21 protein-coding genes, 1 tRNA gene and 1 pseudogene are annotated in these 21,171 nt (G+C 60.2%); 12 read left to right on the top strand and 11 right to left on the bottom strand.

What is annotated here, in order from left to right; translation table 11 throughout:
• Positions 1–197: 197 nt before the first annotated feature.
• Together I6J19_RS01955 and I6J19_RS01950 are read right to left on the bottom strand one after the other, a co-directional pair.
• A tRNA-Pro gene (locus I6J19_RS01955) sits at positions 198–274 on the bottom strand.
• 205 nt (positions 275–479) lie between these two features.
• Complete coding sequence (locus I6J19_RS01950; RefSeq protein ID WP_038627414.1) at positions 480–1,415, bottom strand: metallophosphoesterase; 936 nt, start codon at positions 1,413–1,415, stop codon at positions 480–482.
• A 39-nt stretch (positions 1,416–1,454) separates the two neighbouring features.
• Here I6J19_RS01950 and I6J19_RS01945 point away from each other — a divergent pair, with 39 nt between their 5' ends.
• Positions 1,455–1,916 (top strand): GatB/YqeY domain-containing protein, encoded by a 462-nt coding sequence (locus tag I6J19_RS01945; protein ID WP_005511696.1) that lies wholly within the window; start codon positions 1,455–1,457, stop codon positions 1,914–1,916.
• Positions 1,917–2,033: 117 nt separating this feature from the next.
• On the opposite strand, the gene I6J19_RS01940 is transcribed toward I6J19_RS01945, so the two are convergent.
• On the bottom strand, positions 2,034–4,442 hold the full coding sequence (locus I6J19_RS01940) for a transglycosylase domain-containing protein (protein WP_038627416.1): 2,409 nt from the start codon (positions 4,440–4,442) through the stop codon (positions 2,034–2,036).
• A 369-nt stretch (positions 4,443–4,811) separates the two neighbouring features.
• Between I6J19_RS01940 and I6J19_RS01935 the strand changes: the two genes are divergently transcribed.
• The 4 genes from I6J19_RS01935 to I6J19_RS01920 all read left to right on the top strand — a co-directional run bounded on the left by I6J19_RS01935 (position 4,812) and on the right by I6J19_RS01920 (position 6,879).
• A complete protein-coding gene (locus I6J19_RS01935) occupies positions 4,812–5,174 on the top strand; it encodes a WhiB family transcriptional regulator (RefSeq protein WP_038627417.1) in 363 nt (120 codons plus the stop codon).
• Between the two features lie 71 nt (positions 5,175–5,245).
• On the top strand, positions 5,246–5,407 hold the full coding sequence (locus tag I6J19_RS01930; protein WP_005511670.1) for a Sp36 family protein: 162 nt from the start codon (positions 5,246–5,248) through the stop codon (positions 5,405–5,407).
• Positions 5,408–5,451: 44 nt separating this feature from the next.
• Positions 5,452–5,928, top strand: a complete 477-nt coding sequence (locus tag I6J19_RS01925) for a RidA family protein (protein ID WP_038627420.1) — start codon at positions 5,452–5,454, stop codon at positions 5,926–5,928.
• 135 nt (positions 5,929–6,063) lie between these two features.
• On the top strand, positions 6,064–6,879 hold the full coding sequence (locus I6J19_RS01920) for an MBL fold metallo-hydrolase (RefSeq protein ID WP_038627422.1): 816 nt from the start codon (positions 6,064–6,066) through the stop codon (positions 6,877–6,879).
• 581 nt (positions 6,880–7,460) lie between these two features.
• On the opposite strand, the gene glxR is transcribed toward I6J19_RS01920, so the two are convergent.
• On the bottom strand, positions 7,461–8,144 hold the full coding sequence (gene glxR, locus I6J19_RS01915) for a CRP-like cAMP-activated global transcriptional regulator GlxR (protein WP_005511668.1): 684 nt from the start codon (positions 8,142–8,144) through the stop codon (positions 7,461–7,463).
• 628 nt (positions 8,145–8,772) lie between these two features.
• On the opposite strand from glxR, the gene nth reads away from it, so the two are divergent.
• The 4 genes from nth to I6J19_RS01895 are packed head-to-tail and all read left to right on the top strand — an operon-like array spanning position 8,773 to position 12,419.
• Positions 8,773–9,600, top strand: a complete 828-nt coding sequence (gene nth, locus I6J19_RS01910) for an endonuclease III (protein ID WP_370643276.1) — start codon at positions 8,773–8,775, stop codon at positions 9,598–9,600.
• A gap of 16 nt (positions 9,601–9,616) precedes the next feature.
• A complete protein-coding gene (locus I6J19_RS01905) occupies positions 9,617–10,375 on the top strand; it encodes a redoxin domain-containing protein (RefSeq protein ID WP_038627424.1) in 759 nt (252 codons plus the stop codon).
• Positions 10,372–11,226: an NUDIX hydrolase gene (locus tag I6J19_RS01900; protein WP_038627426.1), complete on the top strand. Its 855-nt coding sequence runs from the start codon at positions 10,372–10,374 to the stop codon at positions 11,224–11,226. The genes I6J19_RS01905 and I6J19_RS01900 overlap by 4 nt, the downstream gene beginning before the upstream one ends.
• Positions 11,223–12,419, top strand: coding sequence for a MarP family serine protease (locus tag I6J19_RS01895; protein WP_038627428.1), 1,197 nt, complete (start codon positions 11,223–11,225; stop codon positions 12,417–12,419). Before I6J19_RS01900 ends, I6J19_RS01895 begins: the two co-directional genes overlap by 4 nt.
• A gap of 84 nt (positions 12,420–12,503) precedes the next feature.
• Here the strand turns inward: I6J19_RS01895 and I6J19_RS01890 are convergent, their stop codons facing one another.
• Positions 12,504–13,481, bottom strand: coding sequence for an alpha/beta fold hydrolase (locus I6J19_RS01890; protein ID WP_038627430.1), 978 nt, complete (start codon positions 13,479–13,481; stop codon positions 12,504–12,506).
• A gap of 93 nt (positions 13,482–13,574) precedes the next feature.
• Positions 13,575–14,075, bottom strand: a complete 501-nt coding sequence (locus tag I6J19_RS01885; protein WP_038627432.1) for a phage holin family protein — start codon at positions 14,073–14,075, stop codon at positions 13,575–13,577.
• A 204-nt stretch (positions 14,076–14,279) separates the two neighbouring features.
• Here I6J19_RS01885 and I6J19_RS01880 point away from each other — a divergent pair, with 204 nt between their 5' ends.
• Entirely contained in the window at positions 14,280–15,275 is a 996-nt protein-coding gene (locus tag I6J19_RS01880) for a Fic family protein (protein ID WP_081913991.1), read from the top strand.
• A gap of 24 nt (positions 15,276–15,299) precedes the next feature.
• Here I6J19_RS01880 and I6J19_RS01875 read toward each other — a convergent pair whose 3' ends face one another.
• A complete protein-coding gene (locus tag I6J19_RS01875) occupies positions 15,300–16,181 on the bottom strand; it encodes an HAD family hydrolase (protein ID WP_038627434.1) in 882 nt (293 codons plus the stop codon).
• A 336-nt stretch (positions 16,182–16,517) separates the two neighbouring features.
• Between I6J19_RS01875 and I6J19_RS01870 the strand changes: the two genes are divergently transcribed.
• Positions 16,518–16,964 carry a phospholipase A2 gene (locus tag I6J19_RS01870; protein ID WP_144242507.1) on the top strand — a complete coding sequence of 149 codons (447 nt, stop codon included), beginning with the start codon at positions 16,518–16,520 and terminating at the stop codon, positions 16,962–16,964.
• Between the two features lie 9 nt (positions 16,965–16,973).
• Positions 16,974–17,366 carry a hypothetical protein gene (locus I6J19_RS01865; protein WP_038627438.1) on the top strand — a complete coding sequence of 131 codons (393 nt, stop codon included), beginning with the start codon at positions 16,974–16,976 and terminating at the stop codon, positions 17,364–17,366.
• Between the two features lie 106 nt (positions 17,367–17,472).
• On the opposite strand, the pseudogene I6J19_RS01860 reads toward I6J19_RS01865, so the two are convergent.
• The 4 genes and pseudogenes from I6J19_RS01860 to I6J19_RS01845 all read right to left on the bottom strand — a co-directional run bounded on the left by I6J19_RS01860 (position 17,473) and on the right by I6J19_RS01845 (position 21,166).
• Positions 17,473–18,412 (bottom strand): annotated as a pseudogene (locus I6J19_RS01860) (hypothetical protein).
• 80 nt (positions 18,413–18,492) lie between these two features.
• The gene (locus I6J19_RS01855) at positions 18,493–19,479 is read right to left on the bottom strand and encodes an IS481 family transposase (RefSeq protein WP_038627440.1); all 987 of its coding nucleotides are present in this window, start codon (positions 19,477–19,479) and stop codon (positions 18,493–18,495) included.
• Between the two features lie 86 nt (positions 19,480–19,565).
• Positions 19,566–20,219 carry an NAD(P)-dependent oxidoreductase gene (locus I6J19_RS01850; protein ID WP_038627442.1) on the bottom strand — a complete coding sequence of 218 codons (654 nt, stop codon included), beginning with the start codon at positions 20,217–20,219 and terminating at the stop codon, positions 19,566–19,568.
• Entirely contained in the window at positions 20,216–21,166 is a 951-nt protein-coding gene (locus I6J19_RS01845; protein ID WP_371199664.1) for an EamA family transporter, read from the bottom strand. Before I6J19_RS01845 ends, I6J19_RS01850 begins: the two co-directional genes overlap by 4 nt.
• Positions 21,167–21,171: the final 5 nt, after the last annotated feature.

Raw genomic sequence — 21,171 nt, 5'->3', positions numbered from 1 at the left:
TGCAGCCTCGGAGTTTTCGGGCTGTCAGTTTTCCCACGTAATCCCGGGCTGTGGTGTTGCCGCAGTGGGGGCTGACCAGTCACTACCTTGAGAACCAGGCACGCTTTTTGTCTAGCGTCCCTGAATGGCAGCGAAAAGTGGCCAATAACAAAACCCTCCCTCACTTGGATAATTCCAGGTGAGAGAGGGTTTTTACTTGGTCGGGGTAGCGGGATTTGAACCCACGGCCTCTTCGTCCCGAACGAAGCGCGCTACCAAGCTGCGCCATACCCCGAGGCCACAGACACGAACTGGGAACATATGTCTCAGTGCTGTGCTTGCGAGGACTTACTTTAGCCCGACGCTGAGCCAGAATGCAAAACGCCTGCTTAACAGGCTGCGGGGCCAAGTCGCGGTCTCTGTCGCACCCGACGAACTACGGACTACGGACTACGAACTACGAACCGGACCCGTACGAACTACGAACTACGAACTGGAAACTACGAATCCCGCTCCACAATCTCAATCAAGGTCGCGGATGGGCGGCAGAACAGGCGCACCGGGGCGTAGGGGGAAGTGCCAAGGCCATTGGAGACGTGCAGCCACGTCTTCTCGGTCCAGCGCGACAATCCCGAGGCCCGCGAGCGGTCGATACCGCAGTTGGTCACAATGGCCTTCCCTCCGGGCAGGCACACCTGGCCACCGTGGGTATGACCAGAAAGCACCAGGTCGTAGCCATCGTCCGCAAAAGCATCCAACACGTGGGGCTCCGGCGAGTGCGACAGGCCGATAGCGATGTCGGCATCCGCATTCGGGGCACCGGCGATCTGCGAATAATCCTCCAACTCGTGATGAGGGTCATCCACACCGGACAGTGCCACCTTCACTCCGCCCGCGACAAACTCCAGCCGGGCATGGGTGGCATCCTGCCAGCCATGCTCGATAAACGCAGCGCGCATACCGCGCCACGGTAGTTCGACACGTGAGGGCTTGCGCTTCTTGCCCGTCAGGTACTTCAGCGGATTTACGGGCCGCGGCGCGAAGTAGTCATTGGTGCCAAACACGAAGGCGCCCGGACGGTTCAGTAGGGGGCCGAGCGCTGCGAGGACACTGGGAACGGCCTTGTCGCTGCCCAGGTTGTCGCCGGTATTAATCACCAGGTCAGGGTTCAGAGCATCGAGGCTGGCAACCCACTTCTGCTTCAACTTCTGGTCGGGGAGCATGTGGAAGTCGGAGACATGCAGAATCCGGAAAGACTCGCCCTCGCGCTTTCCCGCCCGGGCGAGCGTGCCGGGTGCCAGCACGGGAACTTGAACGCGGTGGAGTTTAAATGCGCGCAATTCGATTTGGTTCGCGTAGATGAACGTCGTCAAGCCGAGCGTGGCGATAGCTGCGGCAGACCGCAGAATTCGGTTGGAAAAAGCGCGCGATGTCATGACAGAGACACTATCAACTACAGCGGTAATCTAGGGCGTATGAGTGAACTGAAGAACACAATTGTCTCCGATATGACCGCCGCAATGAAGGCCCGCGACAAGGAAACCGTTGCGGCGCTGCGCATGCTGAAGGCCGCCATCCAGACCGAGGAGGTCTCCGGCTCCAAGCACGAGCTCACCGATGAAGAAGTGCTGCGTGTGATTGAGCGGGAGGTCAAGAAGCGTCGCGAGTCCGCTGAGATGTACGCCGAGAACGGCCGCCAGGAACTTGCCGACGCCGAGCTCGCCGAAGCAGAGGTTTTCGCCCGCTACCAGCCGGAACAGCTTGACGACGACGCTGTGAAGAACCTCGTCGCAGAATCCGTGGCCGAGGTTGCTGGCGATGACGCGCCGAGCATGAAGATTATGGGGCAGGTTATGAAGGTGGCAAAGGAAAAGGCCGCTGGCCAGGTCGATGGCAAGCGGCTCTCCGAGGCCGTTAAGGCTGCCCTGCAGGGCTAGCGCGACCTCTCGGGGTTCCTTCAGTGTTTCAGTGCCGCGGTGACTTTTAGCAAGTTGCCGCGGCCATTTTTTTTAAACCGGCAGCTTCTAGAACCGTAGCTTCGATAACGGCAGCTTTTAGAACGGCAGCAGCGGAATCAAATCCCGCAAGCTCGGCGCCGGTGGAGTGTTCGGGCGAGGGAACTGCGGTAGTGGATCCGGCCGGGGCGTCGTCGACTCCGGTCGCGGCGACGGCGCTGGTGGCGGGGTCGGACGACGGGTGCCATCGGCCACGCGGATTGTGACGGTGCCACCCTTAAGAAGTAGTGGCGGCTGATCCAGCCCGACCACGATTCCGCGCGACTCACCCGTGCGGGACACCGTGCGTTCCTCTACCTTGTAGCCAGCCTTCTTAAGGGTCTCCCGAGCCTCGGCCTTCTGCATGCCCACCACATTCGGCATTTGGGTGATAGAGGTGCCCAGGCCGTAGTCCGAATCCAATGGGGGAAGGTTCTTTCCGCCATAGTCCTCGATAACCGGGCCGACTGCACCAAACCATGTCCGCGCGGGCTCACGACCACCAAAGAGGTTGCCGCTTGGGCACTGCCGCAGCGGTGACGTGCACAGCTCCGTGACAGTCGGGGTGTCGTTGTAGGCGTACACCGATCCGGCCAGACCGCCGGTGAAGCCCAGGAATGCCGCGGACTGGTTCGACTCGGTGGTACCGGTCTTAGCCGCGACTGGGCCGTCCCAATTCAGCTCTTTCGCGGCATCCTTCGCAGTGCCATCGGTGGCATCATTGCTGAGCGCATTAGCGATTGCGTGCGCAACCCCCGGCTCCACCGCCTGCTCGCACGGTGGCACATTCAGCTTGACCGCATTGCCCTTGGAGTCCGTGATGGACTCAATTGGAGAGGGCTCGCACCAGCGGCCATTGCTGGCCAGGGTGGCAGCGACATTGGACAGCTCAAGGTTATTCACCGACGTTGGACCCAGCACGAACGAGCCGAGCTTGTGCTCCGAGACATAGTCCGCCACCGAGGACTCACCATCAAAACTGCCCGGCTCCGTGTATGAGCGCATGCCCAGGCGTACTGCCATGTCCATCACGCCATCAACGCCGACCAGCTCCGAAATCTGAATAAAAGGAGTATTCGGTGATCGCGCGAGCGTCTCACGCAGTGACATCGACGGCGGGAAACTGCCTACGTTCTCCACGCAGTACAGGCCCGGCGGGCAGCCCTCTGCGCCACCGGTGCCCAGCCCGGAGGCCTCATAACGACGCGGCACCGGGAAGTGGGTATCAATACCCAGCCCCTTTTCCACCGCCGACGTTGCCGCGAAAATCTTAAAAATCGAGCCCGCGCCATTGCCTACCGGCGTAAATGGCTGCGGCTGCACGGTCTGCATTTGCTCCGCATCGAGGCCGTATACGCGTGACGACGCCATCGCGAGCAACCTCCTGGAGTCATCCCCAGGCTCAAGCAAACTCATAACCTCAGCTGCGCCATCCGCAGTCGGTGACGCCTGCTGACGCAGAGACTCCTGCACGCTGTCCTGCACACGCGGGTCCAGTGTGGTCTTCACATGGAAGCCACCGCGCTTCAGCTTTTCGGCATCAATACCGTGGTTCTCCAGGTAGGAGACCACATAGTCACAGAAGAAACCGCGATCGCCCGCCGCGATGCAACCCTGCGGCAGGCGCTGAGGCTCCGGAAGAATACCGAGATCAGCCGCCTTGGCGTCCTGAGCCTCCTGCGGGCCAATTGCCCCCGTGGATTCCATAGCCGCAAGCACGTCGTTACGCCGTGCATGCGCACCTTCCGGATTTGTATACGGATCGAGCCCGGACGACTGCTGAACCATGCCCGCGAGCAGAGCGGCCTGCGGGACATTCAGATCGGACGCGGGAATGCCGAAGTAGGTCTGAGCTGCAGCTTCCACGCCGAAAGCGCCATTGCCGAAGGGGACCAAGTTTAAATACTTGGTCAGAATCTCGTCTTTCGTCAGCTCATCTTCCAGATCCAACGCGATGCGAATCTCGCGGATCTTGCGGCCATAATCCGTGGCAGTAGCAGCGCGGCGCTCCGACTCCGACTGCGCGTCCACGAGCAGCGTGTGGTTCTTAATCAACTGCTGCTCAATCGTGGAGGCGCCTTCCTGCACCGACTGAGACATGAAGTTCTTTACCGCCGCACGAGCAGTACCCTTCCAGTCCACACCAGAGTGCTCATAAAAGCGCCTATCCTCCACGCTGACCAGTGCGTCCTTCATAGCTGGCGAGATGCGTTCCGACGGCACATTAACCCGCCTCTGATCATAGAGCCACGCAATTGGCTGATCATTACGATCCGTAATAGTGGTGACCCCTGGTGCGTCCTTAGAAATCACCGACCGCGACGCCGACGCGAATTCATCAGCCGTGCGCGCAACGAGGTAGGCCGAGCCGCCCACAAGAGGAAAGAGGGCGCTGGCCATAATCAACGCTGCCAACACAGTGGCAACGGAGAGCTTGAACAGCGTCGAACCTTTATTCACAGCAATCACACTACAAGGTAGGGCGGATTGAGCCGAAGTAGGTTTTCGAAAATCCACCTAGTGACATGCCCGGGGAGTCCAGTAAAACGCCTGGCGAGCGGGGAGGGGCGCTACGAATGCCTTTACAACACCGCGCAACTCGTCGTGTAGTAGTTTCCGGAAAAAGATTTTCATAGTGACGCAAATCACCCCCGTGCTTTTGTTGGAAAAAGTTGCCCCACCTGCATCGTTATATTTAGAGCTGCGCCACGTCCACCCTCCTAGTGTGACCCAATCGACATTATTTGGGTGGTGTGAATAGACTTACAACAAAATTTCAGCACTATTTAGTTGAAACTATTTCGAAATAACGAAAATCGCAGGCACGAGGAGGCTACAATGACCGCCACGATTCCAGATCGCAACCGCACTGCTACTACGCCAGAATACGAGCTCGGTGTAGAGAGCTTCCGCGATCGCCAGGAGTGGGTCCCGCGCGCTAAGTGTCGCGATATTGACCCGGATAAGTTGTTCGTTCGCGGCGCCGCACAGCGCGAAGCCGCCGTTATCTGCCGCCACTGCCCAGTGGTTCTGCAGTGCCGTGCCGACGCTCTGGATAACCGCGTCGAGTTCGGCGTCTGGGGTGGTCTGACCGAGCGTCAGCGCCGCGCAATGCTGCGCGAGCACCCGGAAATTACTTCGTGGGCCGACTTCTACGCTGAGCAGTACGCAGCTCAGCGCAAGGCAAAGCTGGCTAAGTAAAAACCCAACTTAGACCGAAGTAAAACTGAACCCCCAGCGCGCGAGGCTGGGGGACAGATAAAGTAGCTCCCATGACTACTAAATGGGAATACTTCACCGCACCGCTGCTCATTCACAACACCAAGGCCATCCTGGACAACTTTGGTGAGGACGGCTGGGAACTCGTCACCGTTCTCCCCGGCCCGACCGGCGAAAACCACGTTGGTTACTTCAAGCGCCCAAAGGCTGACTAACTTTATTCGTCCGGCCCTAGTCGCCGTGGAAAGGCTTAACTTAAATGAGTAACTCTGAATCTCGCACTCCTTCCCAGGCCCTCAGGGACCTGGGGCTTACCCTGCCTGCCGTTGCCGCGCCAGTTGCGGCCTACGTACCCGCAACGCGCACGGGCAACCTTGTTTTCACTTCCGGTCAGCTCCCATTCGTTAACGGCGAGCTCACCCACGTCGGCCACGTCGGCGCAGAGGTCACTGCTGAGGGGGCTAAGGAGGCCGCCCGCACCTGCGCCCTTAACGCTTTGGCCGCAGTCGATGCCGAGGTTGGTCTCGACAATGTCACCCGCATCGTGAAGGTCGTCGGCTTCGTCAATTCCGCCGCCGGATTCACTGGTCAGCCGGGCGTTATCAACGGAGCCTCGGAGCTCTTCGGCGACGTCTTCGGAGAGCGCGGCCAGCACGCTCGCTCGGCAGTGGGTGTAAATCAGCTTCCGCTGGACGCTCCCGTGGAAGTAGAAATCATCGTTGAAGTAGCTCAGTAGCTGCTGTATTTGCTGCTGCAAGCAGCGAGGATGTTGCGTTCTCCGGGGCGTCGTGAAGCGTGCTTACACCCAAATGAGTCGATTTGGAGGACGTGGCGCGCTCCCCGGATTGCGCAACCACGTAGGATAGAGGACATGGAGCATCCTGCGTATAGCCAACTGCGTCAGATTTCTCAGTCTGTGGGCGTCGTTCTGTGCCCGAATCCCAGCTACTCTTCGCTGGAAGGTACGAACTCCTACGTTATTAAGGCTGAGGGGGATAGCCGCAGCATTGTCATCGATCCGGGTCCGGAGGACGAGGGACACCTGAACGTCCTCCAGCGTTATGCCGGTGACGTCGCGTTGATTCTGCTGACGCACCGTCATGGCGACCATGCTGATGGCGCCGCGCGTTTCCGCCAGCTCACCGGCGCGCCGATTCGAGAGCTGGAGTCTCAGTACTGTGCGGGAGGTCAGGATCCGCTTGTCGACGGCGAACGTATCGTCCTCGACGGAGTGACTCCGCAGATTGAGGTCGTGGCAACCCCTGGTCACACCGCTGATTCTGTCTGCTACTTCATCCACACTGGTGATGGCGAGGATGATGTTGAAGGTATCGTTACCGGTGACACAATCGCTGGCCGCCACACGACTATGATCTCTGAGACCGACGGCGACCTGGGTAAGTACATGGAAACCCTGGAAATGCTGGATACGCGCGGCAAGGGCGTACGTCTGCTGCCCGGTCATGGTGCTGACCTGCCGGACATCACTGTAATGACGCAGAAGTACATTGAGCGTCGTAAGCTGCGCCTGCAGCAGGTGAAGGACGCCGTTGCCAAGCTGGGCGACGAGGCTACGGTCGACCAGATTGTGGATGAGATTTACACCGATGTCGATCCGGTGCTGCGTCATGCTGCTGAGCAGTCGACTCGTGTGACCCTGCGCTACCTGCGCGATCACGGGGAGTAGTTGCTGGGCTTTGGCTTCGGCTTCGGCCGGTTGCTGGGCTGGGGTGGTCCCAGGTTGAGCTTGGGTTGGTCCTAGGTAGAGCTTGGGCTTGGGTTGTCGCTTGAAAAAGGGCGTGTGACCTGCAGTTGTGCAGGTTGCGCGCTTTTTGTTTGGGCTAGTGCTGGTTGGGGTGCGTTGTGGGGGGGGGTCAGCTCAATCACTTATCGATGAGGTATCCACTTGTCGATGAGCTATAGCGCACGCATAAGTGAACAGCGCATCGACAAGTGATTGATGCGGGGAGAAATCGGTGAATGGTGCATCGATAGGTGCCGGGAATGCGTCGATGAGTGGCAGAAAAGCGGGAAGCATCGACGGGAAGCATCGATAAGTGCGCCAAAATTGGCCATAATTCGGCCGGTGGGGTGGGGCTGGCATGCCAGGCCAGCATGCCAGGCCAAGCGGGGAAGACAACAAAAATCCCGCGAGCCTCATGCGTTTTATGTGCTCCTACGGGAACCGAGGAACCAAAAGCAGAGGCTGCGGGATGTGAGTCGTTTGGGCAGCTCCGCAAACGCCGCAAACGCCACAAGCGCCACAAGTTAGCGTGCGCGTCGGGCCAAACGCTCCGTATCGGAGATGAGCACGGACTTGCCCTCAAGGCGAATCCAGCCGCGGTGGGCGAACTCTGCAAGAGCCTTGTTAACGGTCTCTCGGGAGGCGCCGACGAGCTGTGCGATTTCCTCCTGGGTCAGGTCATGGTTCACACGGAGAGCAGAACCCTCCTGAACACCGAAGCGATTAGCCAGCTGAAGCAGGGACTTAGCCACGCGACCTGGGACGTCGGTGAAGATGAGATCAGCCAGCGAATTGTTGGTGCGACGCAAGCGGCGGGCCAGCATGCGCAGCAGCTGTGCCGGAACATCCGGGTGTGACCCGACCCATTCCTGCAGCTGATCAGCGCTCATGGATGCGGCGGAAACCTCGGTGACGCAGACCGCCGAAGAGGTGCGTGGACCCGGGTCGAAGATGGAGAGCTCGCCGAACATGTCGGATGGGCCCATAATGGTCAACAGGTTTTCACGACCGTCAGCTGAGCGACGAGCCAGCTTCACCTTGCCATCAATAATGATGTAGAGCCGATCGCCCGGCTCACCCTCATTGAAGATGGTGGTTCCACGCGGGAAGCGAACCGTCTCGAGCTCACCGAGCAAGGCCTGCACAGCCTCCTGGTCGACTCCCTGAAATACACCGGCCCGGGAGAGAATCTCCTTGACGTCATCCACGGTAAAATTCTCCTGTCTTGGGCCACTAACCACCGTAAATACAGGCCAGCGGCCACCAAATTAACACTCGACTACAGATTGCAGTGGTCAAACGGGAAGAGAAGCTGCCCCGTCCCACTACTTTCGGTCTTTCCCGGTAACGCCGCTGCCAGCTTTCAAGGCAGGTTCATCCCTGGACAAATTTCACGACAAAATCGCCTCTATAGATGCATCCCAAAAACTACGCCGTCACCAAGATGTGATAAACACCACTGTAGCAAAAGAGCCACTGCGTCTGTGGGGAATTCTGGTGAAAAGCCGCTGAACTGTGTATTTCTAAATAGCAATGAGCTAACGGTGTTCTAAGTTGTGGTTGGACGTGACCTTTTCGACTTTTCTGACCGATTGCGCCCGAGCTTCAACTGATTGCATCCGCATCTCTGGTGAACCTAAGGATCCCGTCCGCGAAAGGTATGACGAAAAGGTGCGCACGCGAATTGCAATCCGGGGTAGCCGATACACTACGACCATGGATACGACCGGCAGGGCATCGTCGATAAGCAAGCACCAGATAAGCAAGCACCAGGCGACGAGCAAACTCCAACCCACACACCCGCAGGGATCCCTGACGTCGAAGAAGCGTCGGGCGGTGGGGGCGCATCCGGCGGCGCGGGGGAAAGAGACGCGTCTGGGCATGGTGCGGCGTGCGCGGCGGATTAACCGCACGCTGGCGGTGGCGTACCCGAATGCGCACTGTGAGCTGGACTTTCGTAATCCGTATGAGCTCGCGGTGGCGACGATTCTGTCGGCGCAGTGCACGGATGCGCGGGTGAATATGACCACGCCGGCGCTGTTCGCTAAGTTCCCCAGCCCGGCCGATTTGGCGGTTGCGAATCAGGAGGAGGTCGAGGAGCTCGTTCGGCCGACGGGTTTTTATAGGAATAAGGCCGCGAACATCATCGGCTTTGCCCAGGGCGTGATGGAGCAGCACGGCGGCGAGGTCCCGGGCACGTTGGAGGAGCTGGTGAAGCTGCCGGGCGTAGGGCGAAAGACAGCAAATGTGGTGCTGGGGAATGCTTTTGGAGTGCCGGGGTTGACGGTCGATACGCATTTTGGGCGTCTGGTGCGGCGCATGGGCCTCACGGAGCAGGAAGATCCGGTGCGCGTGGAGCACGAGATGATGGAGGTGCTGCCGCGCGCGGAGTGGACGTGGTTTTCGCACCGGCTGATTTTCCACGGTCGGAGGGTGTGCCATTCGCGCCGGGCGGCGTGCGGGGCGTGCTTCTTGGCGGCGGATTGCCCGTCGTATGGCGTCGCGGGTCCGGCGGAGCCGGAGACGGCGGAGAAGTTGATTAAGTCAGACGACAGGGAATGGCTTCTCTACCTGGCCGGTCTTAATGACGGCTACAGTGGGGAGGAACTTTCCGCGCTTGACGACGGGGATAGCGCGCACAACACCACAGCGGCACAGGACTAGTCGAGGAGCACTTTTCGTGAATGAGCAGGGCGGTCGTAGTCACAATGGTGGCCACATTGGGGATTGGCAGGCGGACGTTAACCGTTCGGCATCGCTGATTACGCTGCTCATCGCGGGGATTAGCATTGTGGGGCTGGTGGTTTTCGCGATTGTGAATACCACTGGTGGCAATGACGAGGCCGACGGTGGTGGGACTGGAGCTGGTGTGAGTGCCGGTGCGAATGGTGCTGATAATGGTGGCACCGGCAGTGATGATGAGGTGGATAGCGCATCGGCGGCGCCAGCGATGTCGAAGGACGAGATCGCGGCGGTAGCGGGTAGTGGCTCGCTGGCCGGTGTGCGCTTGCCGCTGTTGGCAGAGTCGGGAGACTCAGCGGATCAGAGCAACGAGGTCGGCCAAGCGGAACTGGTAGACATGGGCCAGGTCGTCGAGGGCAAGCCAACCGTGCTTAATGTCTGGGCATGGAACTGTGCGCCGTGTCGCCAAGAGCTGCCGCTTATCGAGCAATGGGGCAAGGACAACCCAGATGTGCAGGTGGTGACGGTGCATGCGGCTCGCGAGGCGGGGCGTGGCCAGGCCCTCCTGCAGGAAATCGGAGTGAATCTACCGACCTACTCGGACACGGTCGATGTGGTCGGACCAGCGTTGAATCTACCGCGAGTTGTGCCCATTACCGTGGTGTTTAAGGCCGATGGCACGGTGGCGACCATTCGTCCCGGTGAATTCATCGATGCGCAGCAGATTACTGATCTCGTGCGAGGTGCGTTGAAGTGACTAAGGGACAGTCGTGGAATCGCGACGCAAGCTCGGGGCTGTATCTGCCGAAGTGGTTGACCAATAGTTTGCCGCCGCATCTAGTCAGCGCTGATCATGACGCGGCGGGCCACACCAGCACCAGCCAAGACGCGGCAGGTCACTCGGAGCAACAGGTGGCCGGTCGCTCCGCTTCGTCGTCAAGCGTGAAGCGCGCGTTTGCGAAGTTGCGGCGAGACTCCTCGACGCAGGAGGAACCGTTGCGGAATCCTGCGCGGTCGGCGGTGTTGGTGCTGATCAGCGGTGATGCGGAGGCGCACCAACGGCCGGAGGATGCCAGCGTGGTACTTACGCACAGGGCGACAACCCTGCGTAAACATGCAGGCCAGATGGCTTTTCCGGGTGGTCGTGTCGATCCCGAGGACGTGGATGAAATCGATACCGCGCTGCGTGAAGCCGAGGAAGAAACCGGCCTGAACCGAGAGACGGTGACGCCGGTGCGGGTGCTGGACTCGATTGACATTTCGCGGACTGGCTTCGCGGTCAATCCGGTGTTGGCGTATTGGCATGCACCGCATCCGCTGCGTGTAGTCGACCCTGCAGAGACGGAATCGGTGCTCAATGTGCCAATCAGTCACCTGACGAATCCGGACAACCGCATGATGCTGGGCTATCACGGCTGGACAGGGCCGGCATTTAAGGTTGGTGACTTCGTCGTTTGGGGCTTTACCGGCGGCGTGCTGTCCTACTTGCTGGATGTGGCCGGCTGGTCGGAACCGTGGGACGAGACCAACGTACAGAAACTTTTGCCGGTGCTCGCGCGTTCCGCTAATGGTGAAAAACTGTCCGTACTGAAGGGAGGCCGACGATGATGCCTGCAATCGCTGTGTTTGACGTTGCGCTGCTGGCGATTTTTATTTTTACGCTTGTCGTCGGCTGGCAGCAGGGCGCCGTCTCGTCGATTATGGCCATTTTGGGCGTTGTCCTGGGCTTGGTTATTGGTGTGCCCTTGGCGCCGCTAGCTATGGCACAAGTCGAGAACCAGTCGGGAAAGGTTCTTCTGGGCCTCGGCACGGTGATCCTGTTCGCCCTGATTGGTCACGCGGTGGGAACAGTGGCGGGGCAGTCGCTGCGGAATACCATTCGCTCGCCGTTGGCAGTCGGCCTGGATTCGAGTCTCGGCGCCATCGTGCAGTCGGTGACTGCGCTGGTAGTGACATGGATGATCGCCGTACCCTTGGCCACCGCCGTGCCCGGACAATTCGCCGACTGGGTGCGTGAGTCCAAGGGCATGAACCTCATTGACCAGGTCGCGCCCGACGAATGGAGTGACGGCTTCAGTGGCATCCTCCGCCAGCTCCGCGATGATGGAATGCCCGCCATCGCTCCGCCATTCGGCTACAAGCAGAACGTCCCCGATGAACCCGCCGACCCCAATGTGATTTCACAAGGTGTCGTCGACAGTATTCGACCGTCCATCGTCCGCGTCTTGGGCGAGGCCCCGCAGTGCGAACGCTTGCTGCAGGGCACGGGCTTTGTCATCGCACCGGATCTGATTCTCACCAACGCGCACGTGGTCGCCGGCGCCACCACTGTTCGGCTGGAAACTGTGGTCGGCATGGCTGACGCAAACGTCGTGCACTACGATCCGCTTGACGACGTCGCCTTGCTCCGGACCACCGACCTACCCCTGGAGCCCATGCAGTGGGCGGACCAGGAAGCTCGTCCGGGCGATGACGCGGTAGTGCTGGGCTTTCCCGAATCCGGCCCCTTTAAAGCCACGCCTGCGCGCGTGACGGAGAACATTATTATTCGAGGGCCGGATATTTATTCGTCGACTCGACACGAGCGCCAGTCCTATGTTCTGAAGGCAGATGTGCGCCACGGCAACTCGGGCGGACCACTGATTACGCCACAGGGTCAGATCCTGGGTTTGGTCTTCGGTGCCGGTGTGAACAATGACCAGACTGGTTACGCGCTGACGCACGCCGAGGTCCAGCCACACATTGATGAGGCGATGAATCACTACGGGGCCATCAGCACGCAAGAGTGCGTGGCGGGGTAAGCGGCAAGTTGTGTGTCTGTGGGGCAGGGTAGCCCCCATCCCCAGCCGCAGGAGAGTTCTGGCTAGCTTCAGCCGTGCCGGAGCCTAAGATCCCTCCGGCAACCAGTGCAGGTGATCTCTGATTGCCTGCACCACCGCCTGCGGTTTTTCTACCGGCAGGAAGTGCCCACAGCCCGGGATGACGCGCACGTGGGTGGAGCTGAGCTCCACCAGCGCAGGTGGGGTACGAGTGTCCTGCTCGCCGACGAGCAGCACCGTGTGCTCATCGCTTTTCGACGAGCCCTCCATCGCACCCAACCACTTGCGGAAAGCGACCGGAGCCGGTCGCGTCCACCAGTTCATATGAGCCAGTGCAGGGCGGAGTGCGCCACTGGCCAGGCTGTCAGCCATGAGTTCCGCGGTCTGTTTCCCCTCAGGGGTCTCGGCGAACCCCTCCCCGGCGGTGGACATGGACTCGCGCACGATGCGGTCAATGAGCCGCTGCTGGCGAGCCTCAGCTGCCTGTGTGCTGAACTTATTGCGGCGCAACCGCGGTACCCGTGGCCGTGAGTCCCACCACGAACGGCGCAACAGTGGGGCAAGGCTATTGCGGAAGTCCTCCGACCACGGGCTCTTCAACTGGTTGAGCCACACCTTCGGATGCGCAGCACCACAACCAATAACTTCGGCAACAAGATTCGGCTGCCGCGAGGCCAGCGTCCATGCCACCCACGTGCCGAACCCCTGACAGACCAGCAGCGCGGTCGAGTGCCCCAATGAGCGAATCGACGAGGCGATGTCCTGGGCCGCCTCAAACGGATTGTAGCCATGCGGTGTTCGGTCGGACTGACCGTAGCCACGCATAGAAATAGCCACAGCGTGCACGGGGAGGGGGGCGCCCGAGTCGTCGTTAAGCAGTGGCAAAACCTCGCGCCATTCAAACCAACCGCCAGTCGAGCCGTGAATAAACAACACGAGCGGATCGGAGGGGCGGCCGCACTCGGCGATGTGTAGGCGCTGGCCGCGGACGTGAATGAGACGATGACGCCAGGGGCCAGTGAGAGAATCGCTAAGGGAGGTCATGAGAGGAAATACCTTATCCGAAGGGCTTAAACCGGGACTGAATAAGACAAAAGGGCGAGACCAACAAGTCCCGCCCAATTTCTTTTTAAGCCTTTAGGTGTACATACCGTTCGACTGCGAAGACTTCTTCGCCGACCCCGACGGCACGACCCCCTTCAGCTCCTGCATCGACTCGATGGTCTTCTCCGGCTTGCGGATCGACTTGACCTTCTTCAGCCCCAGCAGCGCCGCGACACCGGCGATGACCAGCATCAGGACGAAAACGATGAGGAATGCAGCCCAGGTCGGCAGCCAAAGGTCCAGCAGCCAGCCGAGGAAGAAGAAAAAGAAGAACGAGGAGTACAGCGCGACGACGCCGGCAACCGCGAAGAAGCCACCGCCAACTGCACCCTTCTTAGCCTCGCCAGCAATTTCAGCCTTGGCTAGCTCAATCTCAGAGCGAACCAGAGCGGAAATCTGCGTAGAAGCATTAGACACGAGCTGGCCGATGCTGGCATCGCCCGAAGCGTTGCTATCCACATCACTCAGCGGGATAGCGGTAACACGCGGTTCGGTGCCGTCGGTAAAGAGACCCTTCGTATCGTCGTTGCTCACGTGTACTTCCTCCTACGCAGATGGTTGGAAAAGATGGTTTGAAACTTTAAAACTGCAGTTACAAACTGCCATACTACCTCTCATTGTGGGGAGAGCGCGCCACAAGGGCGAAAAAGCCAAGAACTCGTTGAAGTTTTTCTCATCTTTGACCATTTCTATATAAGTTTGTCACTTACTTAGCGGTGAAGAATTAGGGTGTGGGATATGAACAATCAGCCTGAGAACGTGCGTGGAGCCGATGGAATTGGTGCCGGTGCTGGCAATGGTGTGGGCGTCGGAAAAGGTGGCCTAGCTGGGATGAGCCTGGGTGTGTCCTCCGTGTCGGCGAAGAAGCGCGCAGAGCGTGAGGCAGCGCGGGCGAAGGCATCTGAGTCGGGTGCCGATGGAGCTGACAGCGCTCCCGCCGCTGCTATCCCGCAGCTTGACCCCAAGGACCCCCTTGCGCCCCTGTGGCAGCTCGACGGCGTTGCACATGCCGCTGATGTCTCGGCCAAGGCCATCCAGGCCGTCCACCGGCACAAGGCCAACCTGCGCAAGCACAACGTCACCGGCTCCGAGTCGGTCCTTCGTGGCGCTCGGGCATCGGCGTGGCTAGAAGGCGGCGAGCCATCGCTTCCCGACGACGGCAACATCACCGATCCCGTACTCGCAGCAGCCCTTCGGGTTGCCGACACCATTTCCCCGGAGTCAATTGGTGAGACCACCCGCGTGTGGCAGCGCGCTCCGCAGCAGGTGCTGGCCAAGTTTGCGTTGAACGCATCGCCCGCAGGTGAGACTGAAGACGGTTCCGAGGCACGGATGAAAGCCGGGCGTCCAGTCGGTGACGACAAGCTCTCGTCTGCGATGAAGGAGCAGCGTCTGCACGTGCTCGGTGACTTCATCACTGGCCGCAGCCAGATCCATGCTGGTGTGCTCTCGGCGATTGTGCACGGTGAACTGCTGACTCTGCGCCCCTTTGAGTACCACAACGGCATCATCGCCCGCGCCGCCTCGCGGCTGACGACTGTCGCAACCGGCCTGGATCCGCGTGGCTTGGCCGTGCCCGAGGTCTACTGGACCCGCCACCGCCAGGAGTATTTCGAGGCCGCAGAGGGATTCGCGTCGGGAAGCGCCGATGGCCTGCGTGCGTGGATTCTCCTGCATCTGGAGGGACTGAAGGCCGGTGCCGTGGAAGCGCGCGGTATCGCCGAAGCGGTGTAGGCGGGCCGGCTGCTGGATGGTGGGTTAGTCGGCCGTTGGGGCGTCATCATTTTTGCGCAGTGCCAACAGCGTCGCACCCGCGCCAAGCGCCAGTGTGACGCCGGCAAGAATTGCAGCATTGCGTTTCGACGGCGCGCGAAACAGCGGGACGGGATTCCGGAATTGGCGCACAGGCCACTCACGCTCCGCCGCAATCTTGCGCAGAGCGCGATCGGGATTGACCACAACGGGATGGCCGACTGCAGCCAGCATGGGCTCATCAGTGATGGAATCCGAGTATGCGAAGCATACGGCCAGGTTGAACTGGCGCTTTTCCGCTATCCGACGCATCTGCACAGCCTTGTTTTCGCCTCGGCAGAAGAACTCCGTTTCGCCCGTGAAGAGCCCATCGCGGACCTCCAGCTCGGTGGCCACCACGTTGTAGACACCGAGTGCCTGCGCAATGGGCTCAACAATCTGCCGAGCCGATGCCGAGATAATGAACACCTGATGCCCCCGTGCGCGGTGTTCACGAATGAGCTCCAAGGCCTCGGCGTAGATGTACGGCGTGATGTTCTGCTCTAGGGTTTCGATCGCGACCTGGCGCAGTTCTCTGGCGCTGTGACCAGCGATAAGGGCGGAAAACTGCTCGCGCGTGGCCTCCATTTGTGCCTCATCGTGTCCCTGTGACATGTACAGGGCGTGACTGAGTGCCATTTGCAGCATGTCCGTCGGCGAAATGATGCCGCGCTCGAGGAATTGCTTGTTGAACGCATATGCCGAGCTCTTGGCAATAATGGTTTTATCCAGGTCAAAGAACGCAGCGACGCGAGAGTTAGCGGTGGCGGGGGCATCTTCCGTGATGCGTGTGTCCGTAGAAACGTGCGGCTGCGGCGTTGTTGAAGCCTTGTTCTCGCCGGTGTTCATAGACTCTGAGCTTACCCATGGATGTCGGGCTCGGGGAGACGTGACATCGAACATATTGGGTATTAAATCCTTTAAAAGGTATTTGCAGATTCCTCGGGATATGTAATACTTGGACGTGGCTGGCCCCTTCTAGTTCTTTTTAGAAACAGACTGCGAGGCCGCCCCGGCTCAATCCCCCCCCCCGAGCCGGTTAAAGACGCCTCGCGCCAATCCCCCCCCCGGCGCGGGGCGTCGCCCCTTTTTTGGCCCAATGTTGAGGGGCATGTAGTAAAAGTGCGGGCTGCAAATGTGAAACTGTGCGAGTTTATGACACTTTCAGGCCGGTAGGTTCAGGCGGTGAATGCATCACCTGCATTCGCCGTACAGCTCAACGGCCTTGAAGAAGGCGAAGTTAGCGGCGGACCTGCTACTGTGCCCGATGAATATGTCTATGATCACCAAGGGGATCATATGCAGCCTGGAGATGATGCAAAACTGTACAAGGGGCGACATGACTGGTGTACCTCATCTCCTGACCAACCTGGTGTGGATTTCAGAGGCCCCTGCGCCCGCCACGACATGTGCTATGACGCTAATCCAAATGCCGTACCTACCGTAAAAAGTGAGGGCAAAATGAACCGTGACGAGGAGTTTCGTAGCAACTTGTATGCCAACTGCAACGAGAAGTACGCTACCGATCCTGACTCCGCGCTCGATTGTCGACGTACTGCGGATGGATACGTCTTTGCCGTTGAACAAAACGGTGGAAAGAGCGGAGACCCCAAGCCGCCAATCTTTAACTAAGGCTTAAGTATGGAGCATTCGAATAAAAAACTCATATACCAAGTCGGTTACCCATTTGCACTGCTCGGATCTGCTGCCTGCGTTGCGCTAATTCCATCTCCAGAACGGGGCACCGGAATCATACTCGCTTACGCTTTAGCGTTAGCTATTCAAGTGGTGTGGCTGCTTTTGTTCTTCTCCGACCGGTCAGGGGGAAGGACGTTGTACACAAAATTCGCTGTAGCTGTTAACGTCTTAGCCTTGATTTTGGCCGCCATTGCTATAGTTGCCTATTCGATTAATGGTGAAGTCTTTGGAATTAACTTAGACTTGGCTTTCGGTCCTCCGGTAGCCGCTTTTATTGCTGTCGTTTTGCTACTCCTGTTGGTAATTGGAGCAGTAACCAGAGTTTTTCGAAAGTAGTTTATTCTTCTAGCCCCCCTCTCAACCCCGCATGAATCTCTCATGTGGGGTTTTCCGGGTTAATAGGCAAAAAGTGTGTCCGCTCGGCGTGTCGCTGGGGCCCTTTTTATTGCATCGGTCCTTTCCGGATTCCTATGTTGTGTTGGTATTCGGTTGGGATAGCGTTGTCGTAGAAGGCTGGTCGTCCTGTTTCTTGGTCGGCTGTGTTGTGGTCTTCTGGGACAAGGTCTGGAATTTTGGCGAGTTGATCTTGTCCGTAATTGCACTGCCTGGCGATCTTTAATGGGGCGTCAGGCAGTTGCGTTTTCGAGTGCAGGTACCATTCGAGCATTCTGCGTTGGCTTTCCCGGATCTGCCCCGGTGGGCATCAGCGATGCGTTTGAGCCCGGCGTTGATGCCGCCTTCCAGACTGTTTGTTGTTGATGTCCAGCGCTTTGGTTCGAGTGCTTCTGGTGGGGGTTGGAGGTAGGTAAACAGCCAGTTGTTGCGTGATAGGTGTAGCAGTGAGTGGTATGCCTTACGGACTCGCAGGTGGGGCCATTCCCACTGTTTATTGAGTGTGCGATGTTGTTTTGGCAGCGGTGTTTTTTCGTTGAGGAACCGTTTGTAGACCACTCCGAAGTCGTGCAGGCGTAGTGTCCAGTCGCGTGCTTGGTCCAAGGTGGTGATCTTAGTCAGTTTCAAAGCCAGGGCGTAGATGGCTTTGCCGGCGTCGGTGTAGGTGCCGTCGATGAAGATTTGGTCGTAGATGCGGTTGGGGTCTGGGGTATTGGGCACATCGATAAGCCACAACGAGGTGAACCGGCGGTCGAGCGTGCGCCGGGAGACGTTCAAGGTGTTGGCCACGTCGGTTAAAGAAGCAGTGCCGGTGACGTAGGCGTGAAACGCTTTGAAATCCCGGGTGTGGGTCTGATCGGGGCGGTGGCGTGTGGTGGAGGTTCCGCAGTCAGGGTTTTACACCGCCACCTGGTTGTCCTTTTGGTTGTGGTGCCGTTTTCCTTCATTTGCCCAGCGCATACGGGGCATCGGGGTCTGTTATGAGTCACCCGGAAAGACAACCAAGACCCTGCTACCACATGCAGGAGCCATTCCGGTGGATTGAACAAGAAACGGGCTTGAATAAGGTCTAGATGTACTGACCGGGGACGTTGGTCAATCGTGAGAAGGGTGGCTGGTTCTCGCAGGCTGTGTGGGGGCGGTGGTGGTTGTAGTAGTGAAGCCAGCCGTCGAGCTCACCGCGGCGCTCGGCCTCGGAGGTGTAGCAGCGGGCGTAGGCCCAGCCGTCGGCCAGGGTGCGGTGGAAGCGTTCGATCTTCCCGTTGGTCTGCGGCCGATAGGGCCTGGTGCGCTTGTGCCGGATGCCGAGCTCGTGGCAGGTGTCTCGCCACAGGTGCGAGCGGTACGCGCCGCCGTTGTCGGACAGGACCCGCTCAACGGTCACCCCGCGTGCGTTGAACCACTCGACGGCCCGAACGAGGACCGCGGTGGCGGTGAGGGCGGTTTCGTCGTCGTGGATCTCGGCGTAGGCGACGCGGGAATGGTCGTCGATGACGGTGTGGACGTAGGCCTTGCCCATCAACGGGTCGCTGTACTTGTTCTTGGGCTTGCCCGGGGTGGCGGCGCGGTTCTTCTCGCCCTGCTGCCGGCCGACGTAGCGCCAGCCGCCGCCGTCGGGGATGTTGCCGAGCTTCTTCACGTCGACGTGCAGCATCGCCCCGGGGTGGTCGTGCTCGTAGCGGCGGACCAGCTCTCCGGTTGCCCGGTCGACATGCGAAAGCCGGTTCAGGTGCGCGTCGACGAGGATCCGGTGAACCGTCGACGGAGCGATCCCCAGCCGGCAAGCGAGCTGCACGGGTCCTTCTCGAAGACGGAGACGGAGCTGGATGCAGCGCTTCGTCGTCTTCGCGTTGGTCTTGTTCGGCGAGTGATGCGGCCGTGACGAGCGGTCCTGCATCGACTGGCCGGCGCGATAGCGGTCGGCCCAGCGCTTCACAGTGGGCCAGGAAACCTGGAACCGGGCGGCGACCTCGCTGATCGGCCAGCCCTGGTCGACCACGAGCTGGCCGACGATCAAGCGGTGGCGCGGGGTCAGTGCTGCGTTGGCGTGGAGCAAGAGCGTCCCCTTGGAATAGACGGAGGGGGCCGATAGCTCGACCCCCTCACGGTTGTTAGCGTGGATTCCTCTGTGGACCGCTGGCCCTAGGCCAGACCCTTTGCCAGCTCGATGGCGGTGAAGTGATGTACGGCGCTGGGCTGCTCGAGCTCGTCGAGCACCGCTAGGGCCAGGTCCGCAGGGGTGATCCGCGACGTGCCATCGTGGTTGATGAGGAGCGTGTCACCGCTACGGCGATAGGCGCCGGTTCCCTGTCCGGGCTCGAAGACTGCCGACGGACTCAGGTAGATCCAGTTCTGGTTCGGATGTTCGGTACACGCGTTGAACTGGTCGAGGCTGGCCGACGCGACGTCACGCCACTGGGTCGGCACGAAGGCGGGGTCGTCCAGGACGAGCATCTCTCGATCGTGAGGTGAGCGCAAGGGCGCTGCTCCTCCCACGACCAAGACCCGGACCCCCGCGACGGCGGCGTGGTCGAGGACACGGCTGGTCAGCGGAGCCACACGGCTTTCGTCGCCGGGGGCCATGCGCACGGCGAGCACGACGGCGTCTGCGTCGTTCAGGACGGGCTGCAGGGGTGCCTCGAGGTCTGTCAGATCGAGACGAGTGACGGTGGTATGCGGGTCGTTGGTCTCCTGTGGGTTCCGCGATACGGCAGTGACGTGGTGGCCGCGGCGTGTGGCCTCCTGCGCGATCGCTGCGCCGGCCATGCCGGTGGCTCCGAGAACCGTGATGTTCATGAATTGTCCTTTCGACGATGGGTGGGTGCGGGGAGCTGGCCACAGACCATGGCGGCCAGGGCGATCGCGAAGCCGAGGTACTGCTCGGCTCCGAGGTGTTCGTGCGCGATCAGGACGCCGAGCAGGGCGGCGACCAACGGCGAGAGAAGTCCCAGGAGGGCTGTGGACGTGACGGGCAGGCGTCGGATGCCGGTGAACCAGAGGCTGTAAGAGACCAGTGCCCCGACCAGGCCGAGCCAGGCGTACCCAAGCCAGCCACGACCGGAAATCACTGCCGGTGGCCCCTCCACCAGCAACGCCGGGATCGCCAGCAGAAGGCCGGCGGCCGTCAGCTGCCACCCGGCCAATGCGATGGGCGAGACACCTTGGGGGAGCTTCCACTTCTTGGTCAGGACCACGCCCGTGGCCATGGCCCCTGTGCCACCGAGTCCTGCAGCCACACCCACCGGGTCCAGGGCGGCGCTCGGCCCAAGGACCACGAGAGCCACCCCCACGACACCCAGGACACCCCACCCCAGGCGCCAGCCGGAGAGTTGCTCGTGGAGGACAGCCACGGCCAGCAGGACAACGATGATGGGCTGCACCGCACCCAGCGTGGCCGCGACTCCGCCCGGAAGACGCTGCGCCGACAAGAACAGCAGGGGGAAGAACGCGGCCATGTTCAGACCACCCAACACGAAGCTCTTCCACCACCACGAGCCGCGCGGCAGCTGCCTCGACAGGCCCACCGCGATGATCCCTGCCGGCAGCGTCCTCATGAACGCGGCGAACAAGGGGTGTCCGGCTGGGAGGAGGTGGGTGGTCACGATGTACGTTGTCCCCCACGTAGCGGGGGCCAGCGCCGTCAGACAGGTCCACAGCAACGAACTGCGGGCCCCATGGGAAGAAGTATTCACCAATCCATTGTCAGTCGCCCACCAGCGGTGAGTCCAACACATTGTTCTCATCCAAA

Source organism: Corynebacterium amycolatum, from assembly GCF_016889425.1.
Classification (GTDB): domain Bacteria; phylum Actinomycetota; class Actinomycetes; order Mycobacteriales; family Mycobacteriaceae; genus Corynebacterium; species Corynebacterium amycolatum.
Note: the sequence above shows the minus strand (reverse complement) of the source record. Positions and strands in the feature narration are given on the sequence as shown.